At 58.1% G+C, this 20,518-nt stretch carries 16 protein-coding genes; 8 read left to right on the top strand and 8 right to left on the bottom strand.

Annotated elements, in window-relative coordinates:
- Positions 1–8: 8 nt before the first annotated feature.
- From IE111_RS11195 to IE111_RS11175, 5 genes are all read right to left on the bottom strand, one after another.
- Positions 9–431: a VOC family protein gene (locus IE111_RS11195; RefSeq protein ID WP_189608651.1), complete on the bottom strand. Its 423-nt coding sequence runs from the start codon at positions 429–431 to the stop codon at positions 9–11.
- A gap of 114 nt (positions 432–545) precedes the next feature.
- The gene (locus IE111_RS11190; protein ID WP_189608650.1) at positions 546–1,013 is read right to left on the bottom strand and encodes an SRPBCC family protein; all 468 of its coding nucleotides are present in this window, start codon (positions 1,011–1,013) and stop codon (positions 546–548) included.
- 163 nt (positions 1,014–1,176) lie between these two features.
- Complete coding sequence (locus IE111_RS11185; RefSeq protein ID WP_229805321.1) at positions 1,177–1,560, bottom strand: RidA family protein; 384 nt, start codon at positions 1,558–1,560, stop codon at positions 1,177–1,179.
- An 88-nt stretch (positions 1,561–1,648) separates the two neighbouring features.
- Entirely contained in the window at positions 1,649–3,433 is a 1,785-nt protein-coding gene (locus tag IE111_RS11180) for a dihydroxy-acid dehydratase domain-containing protein (protein WP_229805320.1), read from the bottom strand.
- Between the two features lie 277 nt (positions 3,434–3,710).
- Positions 3,711–4,277, bottom strand: coding sequence for an eCIS core domain-containing protein (locus IE111_RS11175; protein WP_189608648.1), 567 nt, complete (start codon positions 4,275–4,277; stop codon positions 3,711–3,713).
- 159 nt (positions 4,278–4,436) lie between these two features.
- Between IE111_RS11175 and IE111_RS11170 the strand changes: the two genes are divergently transcribed.
- The gene (locus tag IE111_RS11170; protein ID WP_189608647.1) at positions 4,437–4,787 is read left to right on the top strand and encodes a hypothetical protein; all 351 of its coding nucleotides are present in this window, start codon (positions 4,437–4,439) and stop codon (positions 4,785–4,787) included.
- Positions 4,788–4,979: 192 nt separating this feature from the next.
- On the opposite strand, the gene IE111_RS11165 is transcribed toward IE111_RS11170, so the two are convergent.
- The gene (locus IE111_RS11165; RefSeq protein WP_189608646.1) at positions 4,980–5,387 is read right to left on the bottom strand and encodes a hypothetical protein; all 408 of its coding nucleotides are present in this window, start codon (positions 5,385–5,387) and stop codon (positions 4,980–4,982) included.
- A 285-nt stretch (positions 5,388–5,672) separates the two neighbouring features.
- Between IE111_RS11165 and IE111_RS11160 the strand changes: the two genes are divergently transcribed.
- The 3 genes from IE111_RS11160 to IE111_RS11150 are packed head-to-tail and all read left to right on the top strand — an operon-like array spanning position 5,673 to position 9,455.
- The gene (locus IE111_RS11160) at positions 5,673–5,921 is read left to right on the top strand and encodes a hypothetical protein (RefSeq protein WP_189608645.1); all 249 of its coding nucleotides are present in this window, start codon (positions 5,673–5,675) and stop codon (positions 5,919–5,921) included.
- Positions 5,914–7,671 (top strand): ABC transporter ATP-binding protein, encoded by a 1,758-nt coding sequence (locus IE111_RS11155; RefSeq protein WP_189608644.1) that lies wholly within the window; start codon positions 5,914–5,916, stop codon positions 7,669–7,671. The genes IE111_RS11160 and IE111_RS11155 overlap by 8 nt, the downstream gene beginning before the upstream one ends.
- Positions 7,668–9,455, top strand: coding sequence for an ABC transporter ATP-binding protein (locus tag IE111_RS11150; protein WP_189608643.1), 1,788 nt, complete (start codon positions 7,668–7,670; stop codon positions 9,453–9,455). Before IE111_RS11155 ends, IE111_RS11150 begins: the two co-directional genes overlap by 4 nt.
- Positions 9,456–9,552: 97 nt before the next feature.
- On the opposite strand, the gene IE111_RS11145 is transcribed toward IE111_RS11150, so the two are convergent.
- A complete protein-coding gene (locus IE111_RS11145) occupies positions 9,553–12,903 on the bottom strand; it encodes a hypothetical protein (protein ID WP_189608642.1) in 3,351 nt (1,116 codons plus the stop codon).
- Between the two features lie 430 nt (positions 12,904–13,333).
- Between IE111_RS11145 and IE111_RS11140 the strand changes: the two genes are divergently transcribed.
- Positions 13,334–14,440 (top strand): helix-turn-helix transcriptional regulator, encoded by a 1,107-nt coding sequence (locus tag IE111_RS11140; RefSeq protein WP_189608641.1) that lies wholly within the window; start codon positions 13,334–13,336, stop codon positions 14,438–14,440.
- Between the two features lie 200 nt (positions 14,441–14,640).
- On the opposite strand, the gene IE111_RS11135 is transcribed toward IE111_RS11140, so the two are convergent.
- Positions 14,641–16,464 carry an Ig-like domain-containing protein gene (locus tag IE111_RS11135; RefSeq protein ID WP_189608640.1) on the bottom strand — a complete coding sequence of 608 codons (1,824 nt, stop codon included), beginning with the start codon at positions 16,462–16,464 and terminating at the stop codon, positions 14,641–14,643.
- 480 nt (positions 16,465–16,944) lie between these two features.
- Here IE111_RS11135 and IE111_RS11130 point away from each other — a divergent pair, with 480 nt between their 5' ends.
- From IE111_RS11130 to IE111_RS11120, 3 genes are all read left to right on the top strand, one after another.
- A complete protein-coding gene (locus IE111_RS11130; protein WP_189608639.1) occupies positions 16,945–18,750 on the top strand; it encodes a protein adenylyltransferase SelO in 1,806 nt (601 codons plus the stop codon).
- Between the two features lie 90 nt (positions 18,751–18,840).
- Positions 18,841–19,725 carry a HEPN domain-containing protein gene (locus tag IE111_RS11125; RefSeq protein WP_189608638.1) on the top strand — a complete coding sequence of 295 codons (885 nt, stop codon included), beginning with the start codon at positions 18,841–18,843 and terminating at the stop codon, positions 19,723–19,725.
- A 300-nt stretch (positions 19,726–20,025) separates the two neighbouring features.
- Complete coding sequence (locus IE111_RS11120) at positions 20,026–20,511, top strand: Hcp family type VI secretion system effector (RefSeq protein ID WP_189608637.1); 486 nt, start codon at positions 20,026–20,028, stop codon at positions 20,509–20,511.
- Positions 20,512–20,518: the final 7 nt, after the last annotated feature.

Below are 20,518 nucleotides of genomic sequence, written 5' to 3'. Positions count from 1 at the left end.
CTGGAGGATCACGCCATTCGATTGGCCATTGGATGGTCCGGCTTCAACTGCAACAGGTCCCAAAGGTTGCCATACAGGTCTTCGAACACGGCTACCCAGCCATAATCCTGCTCTTTCGGGGCTCGAACAAAGTTGATCCCGACTGACTTCATGTATTCGTAGTCGCGCCAGAAGTCATCCGTGTTGAGAAACAGAAACACCCGGCCACCGGCTTGGTTACCGATGAAAGCCTCCTGTTCCGGTTTGGATGCCTTGGCCAGCAACAGAGCGGCCCCTCTGGAATTCGGCGGTGCCACGACCACCCAGCGTTTATCCTGTTCGGGTTGGTAGGTGTCGTCGACCAAATCGAACTTCAGTTTGTTTACGTAGAAGTCGATGGCTTCGTCATAGTCCCTCACGACCAGGGCCACATGAACGATGTGCTGATACATCCGTTTTTCCTTTGTTGGGCATAGCCGACAGATATTAACATGAGCTCCCCCGACTATTGACTGTAGATGTCAGGGGACTGCATGGGCTACTAACCCGAAGATGTTACTTACCGGTCACCCATTATCGGGGATTTCGGGCTCGACGAGCCGCGCGAGTTGCTCGAGCGTTTCCTGCCATCCCAGATAGCACATCTCCACCGGAATGACCGACGGTATGCCTTCCTGTACGATGCTCAGCTCTGTTCCACACGACACGGCCTTGAGGTCGATCGTGACGGTCATTTCACCGGGAAGGTTGTCGTCGTCGAATCGGTCCGTATGCCGGATGCGTGTGTTGGGCACCAGCTCGACATAAGTGACGGTGAAAGAATGACGGCTACCGGTACCGAAGTTTGTGAAGGACATGCGGTATCCGCCACCGACCCGCACATCCATGTCGTGCACGGTGCCTATGAACCCATAAGGTGGAAGCCAGTATTCCAGCGCGCTTTTATCGGTGAATGCCTTGTAGACCCGCTCGGTGGGGGCTCGCAGTACGCGATGCAGCCTGACCGTTCCCGTATTCGTTTCTGATGCTGCCATGATGTGTCTCCTGTAAGCTCGAATGATTGCCAATCCGGCGCAGTTACACTGCCCCTCGAATAGGCGACGGGACGCCTGCGGGCAGGTCCCGTCGCGCCTTTCAACGGGTAGTCGAACGAGAATCCGGGAAATCGACAGGCCTATGTCCGGTAAAGAGCATTCTTTACAAAGCGCGACGGGCCATCACAGTGATCTCGACACGGCAACCGCCACACAAACGGGGCGATTCCGTACACGTCCGGGCGGGATAGCGACCCGGCTTGAAGAAAGCCTCGTACACGCGGGCCATGGCGTCGATATCGCGCAGATCCGCCAGATGGACATCCACTCTTACCGCGCTTTCAAGGCCGGACCCCACGGATTTCAGCATGCTGTCCAGCGCCCGCATGACGGCATCGGTTTCCGTGGCAACATCGCCCAATTCGGGCGTGTCCGCTCTCAAATCGGCCGCGACCAGGCCGGAAATGAACACATACCGATCATCCAGGACCATGTGGCTGCCCGGAAAGTCCGGTTCAGGCAAGTTCGGATCGTTCCTGAATTCCATACGCTTCCTCTCCGGCCGATGCTAGTTCCGGCACATCGTCAACACCCGGCTCAGAGTCCGGCAAACCGAGCACACGCGGGTCTGGGGGCTAACGGTACTTGTTGGTCGGCTTGAATCCGGACGCTTCCGGCACACGCACATCCCGCACCCAGACTTCGTGGTTTGGATGCAGACCTCCACCACGGCTGGCCGGCACGGCCGAGTGGCGGGCGCGGTGGAGTAAGCGAGTGTCGGCCAGCCCGACATTGGGGTGTGTCCCCCCGTGCTCTTCCACCGTCTTGTTCCATGCCGCCTTGCGCGCATTAAAAGTCGCCTGGTCCGCGAGCTGCGTGCAATTCAGTTCATTGGTATTCAGGTCGGCAATGATCTCATCGCCGTCTTCCACCAGGGCAATGGGGCCACCCAGCGCAGCTTCCGGACCCACGTGGCCGATCACCAGCCCCACAGACCCTCCTGAGAAACGAGCGTCGGTCATTAACGCGACGACGATATTGCGTTCACGACACAATGCGGTGATGCGCGAGGTGGGGTCGAGCATTTCAGGCATGCCGGGCGCACCGGTCGGCCCGCAATACCGGACGATGATCATGTCGTTATTCTGGAACCGGTCCGGGTGTTCATCGAGTTCTGTCAGCAGGTCCCGTTCACCCTCGAATACCCGGGCACGGCCTTTGAACAGGTTGTCGTCGAGCCCACCCTCGACACCGGCGAGCTTGAGGATCGCGGAGTAGTCGGGCGACAGGTTACCGCCGAGCAAACGCAGACCGCCGGTTGGCTTGTAGGGGGCGTTCACTGGCAAAATGACATCCCCATCGGGCGACGGTGGGTTGAGCGCGTCGATCTGTTCGGCCAGGGTCTGGCCCGTACAGGTCATCGCATCGCCATTGAGCAGGCCCGCGTCCAGCAGCTCCTTCACGATCACCGGCACACCGCCCACCCGGTCGATGTCGAGCATGGAGTACTTGCCGTACGGCCGGGCATTGGTCAGTACCGGTACGATGTCGCGCGACAGCTTATTGAACTCTTCCGGCGTCATGATGTCCCGCCAGAAGTGCTCGAAACCGGCGGCGCGGGCGATCTCCGGCGTGTGCAGCACGACGTTGGTGGACCCGCCTACGGCCATCGCCACGATCAGTGCGTTGCGCAGGGAATCCGGGCTGACGATGTCACGGGGTTTCAGGCCGCTGTCGATCATCCGCGCCAGGTACTCCACCAGTTGCTCGGCAAATTCAGTTTCACGACGCGAGTCATCCGACGCGGCCGCCACCATGTGCAGCGGCTGCAGGCCCAGCACGCCAATAAAGGTCTGCATGGTGTTGTAGGTGAACATGCCACCACAGCTGCCGATGCCCGGGCAGGCATGGGCGGACACCCGCTCGCGCAGGGCCAGGTCCGGACTCCCAGCCGTTTGATAGGCGCTGACGATGTCCAGCGGCTCGCCGGTGGCCGGGTCGCAGCCCGGATGGATGGTCCCGTCCGACATGATGATGGCGGGCTCATTGTGTTCCAGCACCGCCGAGAGGGTGCCGACCGGCGGCTTGTCGCACGCGACCACCGCAATCACACCGGCCAGACCGGTGGCTTCCAGGTGCTCACAGAGGCTGTCCTGGGTCACCTCCCGGCCCAGCAGCGAGTAGCGCATCTCCGAGGTACCGTTGCGGATGCCATCGGAGGTGGCAATGGTGTATTCGGGCTGCACCAGGCGGTATTTGAGTTGTCCTTCCGACCGGCCGACGCGTGATTTCAGATGCGCATGAATGGCTTCCACCTTGCTCTGCACGCCCAGGTAACACTGGCTGTCACCCTTGGTCCCCACGACACCCACCGAGGGTTCATGAATCAGCTCCGGGTCGGTGCCCAGTACCTTGGCCATACCAATGCTCTGTGCGGAGCGCCCGGGGTGGCGGTCAATCAGGACAATTCTCGAATTTGACATAGCATCAACCTCAGTTATGGGTGCCTGTACCGACTTTCCCTGAGCGCCATTCGAAAATGCTGAAGCGCACAGTAGGCGCCGCTGGCCACCCATATTAACGTATTTCAAAGAGAACCAGCCTAGACCACCTGCCTGAGCGCAAGCAAGAGTGTATCCTCGTCATGGTCAACCGACCGGCGCTGGTGGACTACGCTCTGACCTGAGTCCGGACTATTCAGTCAGTTCCATTGGCCGAACGCCAGGCTTTTGCTCTTGCTTCACTCTCCAGTGGTGAATCCATGTAGCCGTACATTTTCAATCCTGCGAGGTAACTGACCAGGAAAGACCGCAAACCGTGTGCTTCCGCCTGGGCTACATGTGCGAATTCGTGGGCCAGTAGTTGGATGTCATCTTCGTGCTCGGGCTTAATGAAGACGGCATGCCCTAAGGTCATCCCCGCCGAATCAGCGAATACAAACCCGTGATTTTGGAACGCAGTGTAAAGGTCCTTATTCGAAGGAACCGGGAAATCACTTGTAACCAGTACCCGTATTCTTTCCGGGTTTTTGACGGACAGAGACTTGGCCAACTCGATTTCAGCATCCGACAGCTTTCGACCTACGGTCAATGTGTTAGCCTCGGCTTCTTCGACCCAATCAAATGCCAAGGGGGCATACTTGTGTATCCACTCTCTTTCAGCGGACGTTAAGTGCATTTTGTCCATAGGTTCAAAATACTCTTCCGCCCAGCTTGGTGTGGCTGACAAAATAACAGCCGTTTCGAATGCCGCTCCAAATTTCATTACAATTCTCCTTGGCCTATTAATTAACTGTGCCCAGTCGTTTGGGCAGCTACTCTGGCAGAGCCCGCAACGAAAGGCCAGACCGATGGTGGTTCCCATTATCTTCACCCTGTTTTAGTGATAGCATCAAAACAGCTTTTCTAGGAAAAGAGGGATCTCATGAAGTCATTGATAAAACACGTAGTCATCATCAACATGATCGCAGCCACCGGTATCTTCCTGCTGCTTCGGTATGTCGAGGCTTTCAAGTCGACTCACCCGCTCGATCTGGTTCTCCTTGTGGTCGCCGTCCTATGGGTGCTGGCTGTATTCATGTGGTCGGGCGGTAACCACGGGAAAAATGCCCAATTCAGTGAAGGGGAATCCTACGAAGCCAATAGCTTGGTCGGCGATTATGATCGTGTGGGGAATGAACTGGAAAATGGGCGTCTGACCTCCCAAATGGGGTTCGTATTGTTTGTAGCCAGCCTGCCTCCGTTATTGGTGTTGGTGGCTTCGTTTTTCCTTTAACTTCCTGCCGACAGTAAACAGGAGAAAAACCGGGTATCCCTCACAAACACAGTGCCTTACATCCGGCCATTCGACATGGCTGAACCGCACAGTTGGCGCGGCCGGAGAAACGCTCCACTACCGCACCCTCGATGAGCGGATTCCGGTTTACCGATCTTGAGCGGTGACTTATCGCCTACGTTTCACCCAATGCTAACTCATCACCCTCAGGTGCGCTGCCACACCGCGGAAATAGCCAGCCGCTTCATCCAGAATTTTGAGTTTGTCTTCCCGCTCCTGCGGGCTGACGCCGATCAGTTCGGCGTGCATTTGCTCGATTTCCCAGACGTCCATCACTCGATTGGCGTAGGCCTCCGCCTCACCTTCGCCGATGAGATCGCCTATGGTGCCTTTCATCTTGGTGGCATGGAACCGGAGGTTCTCGCATTCCCCATGCGGGTAATCGCCCTGTTTAAGGTAGGCGCTGGTGTCTTCAATGATCTGAGCGAGATTGGAGAAATACTCGGCCACGCGGACCGTGCGTTGCAGCCGTCTTTCATCCAGCTTTGAAAAAATACCGAAGAGGTCCTTGCCAATCCCGAACAGCGTTTCGGCTATCATGATCGGTTTCCTCTGATGAGGGGCGGATGGCCCTTTGTCCCAACGTCCGGGGCACACGGCATACCGGATTGGTATGTGTCCCACCCTGCGTGCATCGGTGAAGGCACCGTCCTGCGCACATGAGAGCTAGTTTTAGTCGTTTTTTAGGGGAGTGCAAGCCGCCAACCGGGGGCTCTGGCCGCGTAGGTTGCGCCCGCCAGCTGCGCCCATGGCGAACCGGGAGAGTCCGGGCTGTACTTCTCAGATGAAAAGTGTACACTTTTCAAAACTCCCTGGAGACTTCCCTTGCCCGATTCGACCAACAAGCCGGACGGCTGCTGCGGCCACGGTGGCGCCCGGCCCGGCTGTGGCCGCAAACCCGGCATCAAAACCCGACCCGTCCGCCTGCCGGTCTGGCTGCTCGACGCCTTGGAAGACCAGTGCGACGTCCGTCACGCCATCATCCGCGCCTGTCAGAACGAGTACGGCATCGAGCCGCCCGCCCACTGCTCCGAAACAGCCACCCGCTGCGACCCCGAGAAGGCCGATGACTAAACGCCAATTCATTCTGCACTACTTCTTGCTGAACAAGTGGTCGTACCTGATTGCCGTGGCCTGTATTTTCCTGGTCAACTGGCTGCAGGTTGAGATTCCGCGTTACATTCAGCAGGCCATCGACCTGCTCGGCAAGGCCGACCCGGCCGCCCGCAGCAACCTGAACGAGTACGTCATGTGGGTGGTGGCGTTTTCGGTCGTCATGGTCTTCGTGCGCATCCTCTCCAGGATGTATGCCCTGAACCCGGGGCGGATTACCGAGGCGACGCTGAAAAACGATCTGTTTTACCGGCTGAACCGGCTGCCCAACGCCTACCATCAGCAGTTTCAGTCCGGCAAGCTGATTTCCATCATCAACAACGACATGAACGGCATCCGGCTGTTCTACGGCATTGGCTTCCTGCAGACCGTCAACGTGATCTTTGCCCTGTCGCTGACCCCGATCTGGATGTGGCGCATTTCGCCCTCACTGATGCTGTATTCGGTCATTCCGGTGGCGGTGGCGTTCATTGCCTTCAACCAGGGCTTTTTGCGGATGCGCAAGTATCAGACCGAGCGCATGCAGCGGCTGCAACGGCTGTCCGAACAGCTGATGAACTACCTCTCCGGCATCGATTTGATCAAGAACCAGCAGATGGGCCCCTGGGTGTCGGACGAAGTCGAGCGGGTGAACACCCGTCTGCTGGATACCATCATGCGTGTGACCCGGATACAGACATTCATCCTGCCGTTGCTGGACTACGCGAACGACCTGATGAAAGTCGTGATCCTCGGGCTCGGGGGCTACATGGTCCTGCAACAGGGGCTGACGCTGGGGGAGATGACCGCCTTCCTGTCGTATTCCGCGCTGTTGGCGTTGCCTCTGGCGCAACTGGGGCGGATTGCCGTGGTCTATCAGATGGGGATGGTCAGCATCGAAAGCGTCCAGTCCATTCTTCACGCCGAGATTCCGGAGACGGATCGCAGCCTGCCTGAGCCTGGGGCGTCCGCGCCCGCCGAGCGGACCCTCAGTGTGCGTCATCTGAACTACGCCTACCCGGGGCAGGACACCCTGACGCTGAACGACATCAGCTTCGACATCGCCCCCGGTGAAAAGGTCGGCGTGCTGGGCAGCATCGGAGCGGGTAAAACGACGCTGGTGAACTGCATCAACCACCATCTCGATGTCCCCGAAGGGCATATTTTCTGGGGTGAGGACGACGTTGCCCGCATGCCGCGCCGGCAGTGGCGGGGCACGGTGCGCACCATCACCCAGGAGCCCTACCTGTTCTCCGATACGGTGGAAGCCAATGTCCGCTTCGGGACCGATGGGCAGCCCATCGACAAACACCAGGTCAACGAGGTCCTGGCGCTGAGCCAGTTGAGCGACGACGTCTCGCGCTTTCAGGACGGCGACCAGACCCTGGTGGGCGAAAAGGGCATTATGCTCTCCGGTGGCCAGAAGCAACGTCTGAGCATCGCCCGGGCACTGCTCAGCCCGGCCGACCTGATCATCATGGACAATGTGCTCTCCGCCGTGGATTACGAGACGGAACGCAAAATCCTCGGCGGCCTGTTCAACCGCATCGGGCAGCAGTCGGTACTGGTGGTCTCGCATCGCATCAGCGCGCTGGAAAACCTGGACAAGATACTGGTGCTGCACAACGGTGAAATCATTGCCCGGGGCACACACGAGCAATTGCTCGACAGCAGTGACTACTACCGGGAAACCTGGGAACTGCAACAGCACGATGTGGAGGAAAGCGCATGATCAAGGGGCTCGACATTGGCTACATCCGCCGCTTTCTGCAGTTCGCCAAGCCGTATAAAACCTGGGGCCTGATCGGCGTCGCCATGTTACCGCTGTCCATCGCGACCAACCTGCTGTTTCCGTGGCTGACCATCCAGATCATTGACGACTACCTGTCCGTCGGCGAATACGACGGCTTGCCCCTGCTGATCGGGCTCATGGTCGGTGTGGTCGTCGTCAACTACATCGCCGATTCCTGCTATTCGTATTTCCTGCGCAAAACCGGGCAGTTCACCCTGTTCGATATCCGCATGGTGCTGTTCGGCCGCATCCTGAAACTGCCCCGAACCTATTTCGACCGGACACCGACGGGCGTCACCCTGTCGCGTCTGACCAGCGACCTGGAAGCCATATCCGACTCCTTCGTCATGGGGGTTCTGTCGATGGTGCGGGACCTGATCAACACCATCGCCCTGATCATCCTGATGCTGGCCATCGACTGGAAACTGACCCTGATCGTGCTGACCGTCTTTCCGCCGGTGCTCTACATCACCAAGCTGATCCGCAACAAACTGCGCAGCATGTATCAGATTACCCGCAGTGCTCTGGCCAAGGGCACCGGGTATCTGCAGGAGTGCCTGCTCGGCGTCAAGACCGTACAGTTGTACGGGGCCGAAGAGGAAGTTGAGCGGCGCTATGCCGACTACACGCAGGAGTTTTTGCACGCCCAGTTGAAGTCCAACAAATACGATGCCGTGCTGTTTTCGGTGATTACCGGTGTGACCACCATCACCATCGGTCTGATCATTTGGTACGGCTCCGGTAAGGTGGTGCAGGAGGCCGTGACGCTCGGCGTGCTGATAGCCTTCATCAACAACATGGAAAAGGTCTTCGTACCGCTGCGTGACTTCACCGGCCAGATCGCCGCCATACAGCGGTCGTTCGCGGCCTTCGACCACATCGACGAACTCTTTCAGGAACCGCTGGAAGAAGACGGCCGGAACCTGATCGGCAAAAACGACCTGGGTGACCGGTTGCGGACCTTCGAGTCGCTGGAGTTCCGGGATGTGTCCTTCCGCTACGCGGACGATGCCCCCTGGGTACTGAGAAACGTGTCCTTCAAATTGGACAAGGGCCACCAGTTGGCGTTAGTGGGCACAACCGGTTCCGGTAAATCGACGATCCTGCGGTTGATTTCAAAGGTCTACCAGGACTACGAAGGCAGCATCCTGCTCAACGGTATCGAACTCTCGTCCCTGTCGATCGAAGACGCCATGCATCTGTTTTCGCTGATGCAGCAGGACGTGTACCTGTTCGATGAAAGCATCGCCTTCAACATCGGCCTCGGCAAACCCGACATCGACCGTGAACAGATACGCGAAGCCGCACGCTACGTGTATGCCGATGGCTTCATCCAGACCCTGCCGGGCGGCTATGACATGGAACTGGACGGCAACGGCGGCAACCTCAGCGCCGGCCAGACGCAACTGATTTCCTTTGCCCGCGCCGTCGCCCAAGGCGGCCAGGTGATCATGCTCGATGAAGCGACCAGCTCCGTCGATTCGGTCACCGAGAACCTGATTCAACGCGCAATCAGCCGACTGTTCAAAGACCGGACCGTGATCGCGATTGCCCACCGCCTGAGTACGATCCGGCACAGCGATACCATCCTGGTGCTCGACCAGGGGCGCGTTGTGGAGCAGGGCAACCACGAGCAGTTGCTGGCGCAAAACGGTGTTTACGCCGGGTTATTGCAGCAGGCTGATGACCCGGATGAGGCTGGTGAGGAAGTTGTGCTGTCGTGACTCGGGTGCCTGGTGGGCCCGTCTGTCGCTATAACTCTCCTGGGCAGTCGGGGCTCCATGAGCCCCGGACTGATCCCCCCCCATTGCTGGATAGGTGCTATCTTGGCCTGACAACCACCATGTCATTCTCAATGCCCGGGAAACTGTTGTCATCCAGTCGTACGAGCGCACCATCCGATTCAATTCGATAGGCGTTGCCAACACCGTTCGTATAGAGGTATTCGCCGCGCGGGTCGATATAGACCTCGGTAATGCTGCCGGATATTCCTGTAGAAATGGCGGTGAGCTCGGTCGCGCTGTCTTCGGCTTTGGTCACTTCGAAGCCGAACAGACCCGTGTCGGTACCGACATACACGAACCGGCCGGTCGGATCGGCGGTTATGACGTTTGTGCCGGCGATAGAATTCTCCGCATACGAAGACCACAAGGGCTGATCGACCGTGCCCTGGAATTCGAACGTGTACAGTTGGTTCGCATCAGCCGCATATACCAAATGAGACTCCGACACCGGTCCGGTGGATAGTGTCGTGTATTCAATCGTTTTGTTCAGGTTGGTCGCTGTATCGGCCGGGCCGATCTCGGTCAGCTCACCACCGTCCCGGTTCGGATCACTGCCGTCCTCCACCTTGAAGGCAACCAGTTCCCATTCCTGCCGGCTCCCATTCGGACCGATGAAGTTTGTGACACCGATGGTGTAGAGCAGGTTACCGTCGGGAGACAGCGCCATCGACCGCATTGTAGAGTGCGGCTCACCGGTGGTGTCTACGCGATCGAGCGCCCCATAAGAAAACGAATCAGGATCGTTGTCGATCGCGTAGGACTCGATCCGGTCGCTGTCCCAGGTGTGCAGAAAACGCCCTTGTGAACCGGTCATGATCAGGTCATACGACACGTTGTAATCGTTGGTCAGGTTGCGTGGCGTTTGCAGTGCGTCCGGCAGTGGCTCCAGGTCGCCGGTCTCCGGGTCCAGGCTGTAGGCTGTGATCCGGTCCCCGGTGCCTTCCGCCAGGTAGATGAAATTGGCGGTGGGGTGCGCCACTAAGGCTTCGCCACCATAGCTCAGTGGACTAAAGGGTGCGTTGGGCAGGGCTTCAAAGTCGCGCGTACCCGCGATGATCTCGTAGCCGTCAATGCCCGGGGCGATGTAGGCAAATGCCGACCGACAGACGGAGAGATAGCCGATCGAGACCACAGTCAGCTCCGCAGAGGAAAGCGGTTCGCTGTCGCAGGCGTCGAACACGCCATCGCCGTCGGTATCGACCTTGTTCGGGTCCGTTGCCGCCAGTTGCTCCTGCAGGTCGGTCATGCCGTCGCCGTCGGTATCGATGTGGCTCGGGCTCGAGAAGACCTCGTAGGCCGATTCGTCGTTGGCTTCGACCGACCAGCCGTCTCGACTCTCTTCGTGGTCGCTGAGGCCATCGCGGTCGCTGTCCAGGCTGTCGGGGATCGTATCGGTCCCACTTTCAAACACGACCTTGCCGTCGACGAGTTTGACCGGGTAGTCCACGTAGGACACCGTCACCGCGATGTCATTCTGGTCGGCGGCGACGGGGGCGAGCACATTATCGGGTTCATCGATCGACCCCAGCACGTATTCTTCCCGTTTGAGCAAGCCGTCCCCGTCTTCGTCCTGTACGTAAACCAGTCGGATCTGGTCGCCGTTCTGCAGCACGATTTCATCGAAACTCAGATCGTCCCGTGCCTGTGAATCGCGCTCGGTATAGACCACCCAGTACGCGGAAGGACGCTGCACACTGCCCGGCACCTTGTCTTCCGGGAAGGGTTCGCCCTCGCTGTTGATCAGGTTCGCGGTAGTCCTGACTGCGGTCAGTACCTCGACGGTCTGTGATACGCCATCGTCATCGGTAAAGGTTCTCGGCGTCGTCTGATAGGACAGTCGCAGGATGTCGTTCAGGACAACGCCCATTTTTATTCCGACCGGGTCGCCCGCCTCGAATGGCCGGTCCGGGTCGTCCGGGTTCGGGGTGTCTTCGGCGTAGCGGTCGACCGCGCTTGCGACCCGGAAATTCTCGACCGTGCCATCGCCATAGTCGACGACCAGTAAGGCCGTCTGCTTATAGGCGTTTTCCGTGATGAACGCGAAGTCGATGCCGTCCGCATTGCTCAACGAATACTGCGCCGGGTCCAGCATGAGGGCGCTCGGGTTGGCCAGGAATTCTTTCATCAGGGACGGATTGACGTTGTCGGCCGTTACCGGCAGATCGACGGACTTGCCCACCGGTACCGATAAGCCGCCACCGTTCGTATCCGTGGTGTCAGGCTCCAGTGTCGCCAGGGTTTTGAATTTTCCGGAGGTCTTCTGCCATTGGGCCAGTGTGATGAAGAGGTTTTCAAGATCGAAAACCCGATCGCCCGTGTTTTTGACCGTTACCTTGGCGCGAATCTCGGCGCGAGACGCTGTCTCGGTCTGGCTGGACAAATCCGTCACGTACTTCGAGTATTCGCTACGAGCCGTTGACGATGATCCGGATGTCAGGGTTGACGAGTTCGTCTTGGTGACATCGGGCGTCGGCTCCTTGTTGATGTCGAGCGGGTCCGCGATCGAATCGGGTAAAAACTTGACGCCGAGGTTCAGCAGTTTTCGGCCCACAAAGGTAATGGCACCTTGTTTCGAGAATTCCAGGTCGTCGAAATACGCGCCCTTGCCGGCCATGGTGGTCGCCGTGCTGGTCGTATCGGAGCGGCTCGTCGATGACGTGCTTTCCTGGGAAAAGGTTGAACCGTATTCAGTTTCGTTGCCTTGCGTCTCGCTGTACTCGATGAACATGCGCATGTCGATCTCATGATCGGCGGTCAGGGTGACCAGTGCACTGGGCAACTCGGCAATCAGCGGGTCGCGCGAAAACTCGATGAAGGATTCTTCGAAATCATCTTTACCATCACCGTCCGTGTCCCGCAGGCTGGGTGAGGTCAGCCGTTCGAGCTCCGCGCCGTCGTAGAGTTCCGAGCGGGGAAACTGATCGCCGTCCGGGCCGCGCGCATCCCCGTCCGAATCGACGCTTTTTGGGTTGGTCTCCCAGCGGGTGAGTTCTTCGAGATCGGACAGGCCGTCGCCATCGGTATCCGGTGAACGCGGGTCGGTGCGTTTGTTAAATTCCTCGGCATCGGTAACGCCATCACCGTCTGTGTCGACTTTCGACGGGTCACTGGTTACGTCGATTTGTGACAGCTTGTCGGTGCTGGCATTGGGGCCGAACGCTTCGAAGTCGACCAGGATGGTCCAGCCGTCGACTTCCTGCTGGTTGGACAGGCCGTCTCCGTCCGTATCCCCGGGTGTGGGTTTGGCGTTTGAGCCATCGCCTGACGAGTCGCCGCTGCCTGTGTCGTTGCAGGCGACCAGTCCCAGCAATAGGGCCAACAGCAAAACGCGTGCAGCCTTCAAACCGGCCACTGACGCATTAACGGGGGGAGTTATCCATACATTCATTGTTCTCTCCTGAGTGACCTGACCGACCGAAACCCCAGCCGCCGCCTGCAATTAGGTTGGCAAAGACACACGACCGATGTACCTCACGGATAGTGGCGAGGTGCGATCGATCGCCGAGCGTGAACCACTCCCTGTCGAGCATTGAGGGTGACGAAACAACACGCCGTCTCAACGTTCGACGGTGACCCAGGATCACAGCGTTTAGAATGCGAGCTTCTTCTGCGGATGCTGCGAGTCCGGGCGTCCGAAAGGGTCTTCAGTGTCCTGCCGCTCGGCAAGAAGGACCATCCCGGATGTTAGGGAGTAATAAGTTGTTTTAAGAACGGGTGAGTCTAATGAGGTCTGCTGAATGATGAATGCGTTCTAAAAGGGCGCCTTTCGTACGAAAATTGAGCAAATGGTGTATTCTTTTATGCGGCCAGGTTGAGGGATGTCGGCTGACTGGAACACACAGGAACACTTGCCCATGGTCAATGAATCGACTCAAAGCACCTTCGAACGCCTCTGTCAGTCCATTCTGGCACTGTCCACCCAGCCCGCGGAGAACCGGGCTCTGTTGTCAGTCTTGGAGGACTGCAATTCGGCCCTTGGCGCTCAACGGGCCTGGGTGTTCGATATTTGTGAGCAAGGTCGCGACTACTGGGTGTCCAACTACCGATTGGAAGCCGCCAGCCACCTGCGCTATTCCAACATTCGTGATCGAGCACTGCAGGGTAGCCGCTTTCAGATTTCAGAGTCGTCCGGCCACCAGCTGTACAACAACCGACGAGAAGGTCAGCTGACCCAGCACCATCTGGCTTCCATTGAGCCCTGTCTGCACGAAGCGTTTGATGCTCAAGGCATCTTCAGCATGGTGACGGCGCCTTTCCACTCGGACGACCGTTGGACGGGGATTGTGGGTTTTGATTTTTGTGTTTCCGAAGTGGACATCACGCCCGAAATCCGGATGGCGACCACGCTGCTGGGCCATGCCATCACCATGAGCAACAAGTTGTCGCAACTCTCGCAACACATTCAGGACATTACGCAGCGGCTGGGCAACTATGCCAACTGCATTCATTGCTTTCGGGTTCCGGCCGTCGTAGTGGACCAGGTGTCGCAACGGTGCCTGATGAACCGTTCGTGTGCGGACTGGCTGCAGGTAACGACGCTCACTATGGAACAGGAGTCGTTTTTTGCCTCAGTGGCCGCTAAACGGGCCGCCAAAGACACCCATGAAAACCGACCATGCCCGCCCCCCAGATCGGTTCCGTTGTGCGAAGACCTGACCTTGTGGTACTGGCCCTCAACCTTCGAACGGCGCGTCGACGACGGCTTGCTGCGAGAGTTGTTTCAGCTCACTGCGCGTGAAGCGGAAGTCTGTCGGCACTTGGCTGCCGGGTTGCCCGCCAAAACCATTGCACGAGAACTGAACCTGTCCGTCTTCACCGTCCGCGACCATCTCAAGTCAATTGCCCATAAGACCGGCTACGCCTCCCAGGCGGAGTTGGTCGCCGGTTTGATGGCGCTGCCGGTTGAGGTCGGAAGCTTGAACTGAGGGATAGAGACGTAGAGCGCAGGCTCATCATTACACTCGCTGAAGCAATGCGACCGGAGACCCGCTGAGGAGGCCGCACGATGGGCACCATGCAGTTTGCGCGGACCGCCACCCGCAGTAAAGTGCTCCGATGAAAACGAGCCTGGACCACCGGCCCGAACGCAAACAAGAGGACATTCGGACCATCGACACCCTGCGCCTTACTCGAAACTGTTGGCTTCGATGTTGGTTCGCGTACCGTCGTCCTGGGCCCAAACAGCGATGGCATTGCCAACATGGTCGAACCCGACCTGTGGCACGGTGGCACTACCGGTCTCGTCCGTTTCGATAAGCCCCTCGGTGCTCCAACCGTCGCCGGGCGACCAGGTATTCGCCCAGATGCTGAAGGTCGTCCACACAGCGATGGCATTGCCGTCACCATCGAACGCGACCTGCGGAGTGCTAGCGCTGCTGTCAGTCGTTTCAACCAGCTCAGCCGTGCCCCAGCCGTCGTCGGGTGTGGCGGTGTTGGCCCAGATGTTGTACCCCGTGCCATCGTGCTGACGCCACACTGCGATGAGATTGTCGGCACTGTCGACAGCAATCTGCGGGTTGAAGGCGCTGCCGGCGTTGTCGGTTTCGAGGAGTTCATCCGCGCCCCACCCGCTGGCGGCTGTGTAGCTGGTGGCCCAGATATTGTCGCGCGTGCCATCATTGCTCGACCACACCACGGTCGCCACGTCCGAGCTGTCGATGACGATCTGCGGGTTGAACGAATTGCCGGCATCGGTGCTTTCAATGTCTTCCGGTGTGCCCCAGGTTCCGCCGGAAGCGTAAATGTTTGCGCGGATATCAAACTCCGTGCTGCCGTTGTACTGCGACCATACCGCGATGGCATTGCCGTCGCTGTCGAAAGCAATTTTTGGCACCTGGGCCGAGCCGCCGTCGGTTTCGATCTTTTCCGCCGTGCCCCATCCACTGCCCGACAAGTAGTAAATAGCCCAGATATTCGTCGGATTGGGCGTGGTCGGGGGTGGCTCGTCTTGCTCCCAGACAATCATGAGGTTCCCGGCACTGTCCGCGGCAATTTGCGGATCGGTCGCATTGCCGTCGTTGTACTCGATGAACCCGGCCGTGCCCCAGCCAGTGCCCGGCTGGTAACGGTTAACCCAGAGGTTGGTATAGGTGCTCAGCTGCGTCCACACCGCGCGGGCATCACCGTTGCTGTCGAAGACAACCTGTGGTGTTTCCGCATCCCCCGTACTACCGGAGATGACGGTGGCCGTACCCCAGCCACTGTCGGCCGACCAGGTATTGGCCCAGACCCGGTCGAAGCTGCCGTCGTTCTGGATCCAAACGGCCATGGCGTTGCCGTTACCATCAAAGGCAATCTGCGGCGCGCCCGCGTCACCGGAATCGGTCTCGATCGGCGCAGCCGTGCGCCAGGAGCGACACAGCACATCGACGTCATTCACATCCGCAGCAGCCACCGTCCCGCTGGCATTGGCCACCTGGCAAAGCTGCTGCTCGGGCGGTGCCGCCACGGTCACCTCGTATGCGCTGGCATCGGATAATTGCGTGGGGAACTCGAAACTGACGCCCGCCACGTCCAGGCTGTCAGCCTCATTGTTCTCCAGCGTCAGGCCAGAGTTCACCATGCCGGTGACCGTACCGCCGATGGCGTACAGCGGGGTTACCGTGATGCTGACAGTGGCCTGGGCCGAAGTCGCGCTACCGTCGCCAACGGTAAAGGTGAACGAGTCGTCACCGGTGAAATCCGCATCCGGGGTGTACGTAAGGTCAGGCACCGTGCCGCTCAGTGTGCCGTTGGCCGGATCGCCCTTGACCGTAAAACTCAGGCTATCGCCATCGTCGTCGTTGCCGGTGAGTGTAATGTCCAGGGGCGTGTTTTCACCGGTACTGACCGACTGGTCAGTGGCCTTTGGGGCCGTGTTGGAGTCTGTGCCGCCTCCGCCACCACAGGCTGAGAGCAACGAGACGCCTAAAAACAGAACAAGAACGGATACGAGATTGGAACGGTGCATAGGTATTCCCCCCCTTCACCGGGTTATCGTGGTGTACAGCCGGACTGCGGAATACCGACGTATGGACAGTCACCGAGTGCCAACAAGATATTGCGCTGCAGTCCGCATTCCCCGAGGGGTTTGAAAATCGCAGGTGCTGGATGTCGATAGCGTGTGTCGGCCACCCCAGCCGGTGCAGCTCATCCCTCCGTGACTGCAGCCCCCACGTGGAGACTATGTAGACACGGGAGAAAAAAACCAGGACGCAGCGCACACTTTCGCGCTTTTGGCCCCTTTTGCTGGGCCGCCGTCGCCCGGGTGACCGGCCAAGAGTATGAACATCGACGGGTTTGGATTGAAAACCGCCGGTTGGTTGAACCACTGCTGTATGCATCCGGGCACCACCACCATTACAATAGGGTAAAACTCATATCAACACTGGAGCACCCTTGTCTGGGTGTGACGCCATTCGCATTAAGCCGACCAATAGGGCGCCTGAGTATGCAACATGTAACGGCACCGGAGCAGGCTTCCTGGCCTCAGGATGCATCTCGTGAACACCCGTCCGAGGTTGCTCCCATCACAACGCTCGACGAGCTGGCCGAGCACGCGAGCTACTCGCTGGTGGAGTCGCTCCAATGCGACCCCAACGCAACCGAGGACGGCGTCGATCACGCCCCACGGCAGGTGTTTTCGGGCCATTATGTGCCGGTTAACCCCACTCCCATCCCTAACCCCGAATACGTCGCACACAGCAAAACGCTGTTCCGTGAACTGGGTTTGGATGACAGCCTGGCCCGGTCAGCCGACTTCATGGCCCTGTTTTCGGGTGACCTGACCCGGGTGCCACACCCCATGCGCAAGGTGGGCTGGGCCTGTGGTTATGCGCTGTCGATTTACGGCAACGAATTCTACCAGCAGTGCCCCTTTCAGACCGGCAACGGTTACGGCGACGGCCGGGCCGTGTCCGTTCTGGAGGCGGTACTCAACGGCAAACGCCGGGAAATGCAGCTCAAAGGCGGCGGTCGGACACCTTATTGCCGGGGGGCCGATGGCCGCGCCGTCTTGCGGTCGAGTGTTCGGGAGTTCCTGGCGCAGGAACACATGCATGCGCTCGGTGTACCCACGTCACGATCGCTGAGTTTGTACGTATCCAAAACCGAACAGGTCCAGCGGCCCTGGTATTCAGAAGGCTCTCATTCAGAAGACCCGGACATACTCGTGCAGAACCCGGTCGCTATCTCGACGCGCGTCGCGCCTTCGTTCATTCGCGTTGGACAACTCGAGCTGTTCGCTCGTCGCGCCCGCAAGCAGGAACACCCGAGAGCGATGGAAGAACTCGAACAGCTGGTGTTGCATCTCATCGACCGTGAATACAGCGGCGAAATAGACCCGGCACTGGGTACCGGCGAGAAGATCGTGCGCCTGGCGCGTCTGTTCCGCGGCCGCCTCACCTCGCTCATCGCCAACTGGATACGGGTTGGCTACTGCCAGGGCAACTTCAACAGCGACAACTGCGCGGCCGGTGGGTTCACCCTCGACTACGGCCCGTTTGGGTTCTGCGATGCGTTCGACCCGGCTTTCCAGCCCTGGACGGGCGGCGGTCAGCACTTCGCATTCCTGAACCAACCGGCCGCCGCCGAGCGCAATTTTCACTCGTTCTGCAGCGCCTTACAGCCGTTGCTGGAGTCTGATCACACCCGCCTGAAACAACTGATCGACATTGAGCGCGGCTTTTCGTCCGCCATGCAATCCGAACTAGAACAGATGTGGGCCGCCAAACTGGGGTTGAGCGACTTCAATGAACCGCTGGTCCGCGAGCTGTTGTCACTCATGGCGCATACCCCGGTGGACTACACCCTCTTTTTCCGGGAGCTCTCGGCGATACCCGACGACATTACGCCTCTGAAGAACAGCTTTTACACTGAAGCTGACGGTACCGGTCCCGTCAGGAACTCGATGGTCGCGACGGACCCAGAGGGCATGAATAAACGCTGGACCGAATGGCTCGCCCAGTGGCACTCACTGATCGACAGCGGTACGGGCGATGCCACGCCCCGCTCCCGTGAAGACATTGCCCGGCAGATGAAACGCACCAACCCTAAATACAGTTTGCGGGAGTGGTTTGTTGTGCCTGCGTATCAGCAAGCGATGAATGGCGACTACTCACGGGTGCATGAATTGCAGGATGTGATGACCCAGCCGTATGACGAACAGTCGAGCGTGGTGGAAGAGAAGTACTACCGGCTGAAACCGGCGCAGTACTTTGGGGCCGGAGGGTGGTCGCACTACAGCTGTTCATCATGATGCGCCGGGTGGGTGGCCCTACACGAACGCCATTCAAAGCGGCTGAAACCCACAGTTGGCGCGGCCGGTCACCCGTAGTAAAGTACCCCGATGAAAACGAGCCTGGACCACCTGCCCGAACGCAAACAAGAGGACATCCGGACCATCGCCACCGGTCTGCGTGACGCGCTGGATGAATTCCTCGCGGGCAAGACCGGTCGACGGCTCCAATACCGCATCCTCAAGATCATCCTCTTCGGCAGCCACGCCAAAGGCACCTGGGTGGAAGACCCCGACAACGGCTACGTGAGCGACTACGACATCCTCGTCATCGTCAACCAACCGGCGTTGGTCGAAGAATATGAAGTGTGGCAGACGGCCGAAGACCGGATAGAGCGTAAGGTAAGCGCCGAGCTGGGGCTGATTGTGCACACCCTGGGTGAGGTGAACGAAAACCTGGCCCAAGGTCAGTTCTTCTTCAGGGATATCCGGGAGGAGGGCATTGAGCTGTTCAGTGCCGACAACCGAGAGCTGGCATTGCCCGGGAAGCTGACGCCTGAGGAACGGAAGGCGATTGCACAGAAACATTACGATCAGTGGTTTGTGAGTGCCTCGGATTTCTTTGTGACGTTCGAGTTTGATAAGAACCGGGGCAAGCTGAATCAAGCTGCATTTTTGCTACATCAAGTTGTAGAGCGGTATTTTAGTTGTGTGTTGCTAGTCTGTACGAATTACCTTCCGAAAACCCACAACCTCAAACAATTGCGTTCATTGTGTGCTCAGCTAGATGTTCGGTTTGCCAAATTGTTCCCGCGAGACAGTAAGTTCCATCGGCGTAGCTTTCAGAGGTTAAAGCGCGCCTATGTGGATGCCCGATATTCCGAGCACTACGAGATCACGTTGGAAGAGTTGGATTGGCTAAGCAGCGAAGTGGCTAAGCTGCAGGAGCTGACCAAGGAAGTATGCACAACGGCATTGAACGAGATGGCCGATTGAATAAGAAGTTGATGCTTACCAACTGAGTACCGCAGGGTTCCTGGCCGCAGTGCACTCAGCACCATCAAATCAACAGAAGCACAACTCGAAGAACTCGTCGTCAGCGTTGGTTAATCACTCTCCTTAATTCGATCATCGAATCCATATACCAAATATTACAGGCTGTAATTTATTCGCCTTTATTTTGTGATTTCACTCACGAATAAATCAATTGCAAGTCAAAATGTATTGTCATGATGAAACCGCCTGAATACTCTCCCTTGCCAACCGTAGTTCAATCCACAAACAAGGAATAGGGACATGGCGATACCCGCTTATTTATGGCTAAAAGACGAACAAGGCAATGACATCAGAGGGTCCGTTAACGTATCAGGGCGTGAAGGATCAATCGAATTGCTTGAGTTTGACCATTCCATATACATTCCAACCGACAACGACACCGGCGAGTTGACCGGCACTCGTAAGCACGGCGCAATTACCGTTGTAAAAGCATTCGACGCGGCCTCTCCTTACTTGTTCAAGGCGTGTTGTAATGGGCAGAAGTTGGAAAGTGCAGTGTTGCGCTGGTACAAGATCGATGAATCCGGTCAGGAAGTAGAGTACTACCAACATGAGTTGGAAGGCGTCAAGATCAACTCATTCTCACCACAGATGGCCAACACCAAGGAACCATCGATGGAGAAGATTCCGCACATCGAGAGCATATCCTTGCGCTACGAGAAAATAACCCACACCTATTTGGATGGTAACGTCAGCCATTCAGATTCATGGTTTGAGGGACGATGAAGGAGAC

The sequence above is a fragment of the Saccharospirillum salsuginis genome (assembly GCF_014651855.1).
Lineage (GTDB): Bacteria > Pseudomonadota > Gammaproteobacteria > Pseudomonadales > Natronospirillaceae > Saccharospirillum > Saccharospirillum salsuginis.
The sequence above is the reverse complement of the archived record's forward strand: the minus strand, read 5'-3'. Positions and strand labels throughout refer to the sequence as shown.

Excerpts from the sequence above, each read along its gene's own strand:
- IE111_RS11195 (WP_189608651.1), bottom strand. The coding sequence starts at position 431 with ATGTATCAGCACATCGTTCATGTGGCCCTGGTCGTGAGGGACTATGAC.
- IE111_RS11190 (WP_189608650.1), bottom strand. The coding sequence starts at position 1,013 with ATGGCAGCATCAGAAACGAATACGGGAACGGTCAGGCTGCATCGCGTA.
- IE111_RS11185 (WP_229805321.1), bottom strand. The coding sequence starts at position 1,560 with ATGGAATTCAGGAACGATCCGAACTTGCCTGAACCGGACTTTCCGGGC.
- IE111_RS11180 (WP_229805320.1), bottom strand. The coding sequence starts at position 3,433 with ATGGCCAAGGTACTGGGCACCGACCCGGAGCTGATTCATGAACCCTCG.
- IE111_RS11175 (WP_189608648.1), bottom strand. The coding sequence starts at position 4,277 with ATGAAATTTGGAGCGGCATTCGAAACGGCTGTTATTTTGTCAGCCACA.
- IE111_RS11170 (WP_189608647.1), top strand. The coding sequence starts at position 4,437 with ATGAAGTCATTGATAAAACACGTAGTCATCATCAACATGATCGCAGCC.
- IE111_RS11165 (WP_189608646.1), bottom strand. The coding sequence starts at position 5,387 with ATGATAGCCGAAACGCTGTTCGGGATTGGCAAGGACCTCTTCGGTATT.
- IE111_RS11155 (WP_189608644.1), top strand. The coding sequence starts at position 5,914 with ATGACTAAACGCCAATTCATTCTGCACTACTTCTTGCTGAACAAGTGG.
- IE111_RS11150 (WP_189608643.1), top strand. The coding sequence starts at position 7,668 with ATGATCAAGGGGCTCGACATTGGCTACATCCGCCGCTTTCTGCAGTTC.
- IE111_RS11145 (WP_189608642.1), bottom strand. The coding sequence starts at position 12,903 with ATGAATGTATGGATAACTCCCCCCGTTAATGCGTCAGTGGCCGGTTTG.
- IE111_RS11140 (WP_189608641.1), top strand. The coding sequence starts at position 13,334 with ATGTCGGCTGACTGGAACACACAGGAACACTTGCCCATGGTCAATGAA.
- IE111_RS11135 (WP_189608640.1), bottom strand. The coding sequence starts at position 16,464 with ATGCACCGTTCCAATCTCGTATCCGTTCTTGTTCTGTTTTTAGGCGTC.
- IE111_RS11130 (WP_189608639.1), top strand. The coding sequence starts at position 16,945 with ATGCAACATGTAACGGCACCGGAGCAGGCTTCCTGGCCTCAGGATGCA.
- IE111_RS11125 (WP_189608638.1), top strand. The coding sequence starts at position 18,841 with ATGAAAACGAGCCTGGACCACCTGCCCGAACGCAAACAAGAGGACATC.
- IE111_RS11120 (WP_189608637.1), top strand. The coding sequence starts at position 20,026 with ATGGCGATACCCGCTTATTTATGGCTAAAAGACGAACAAGGCAATGAC.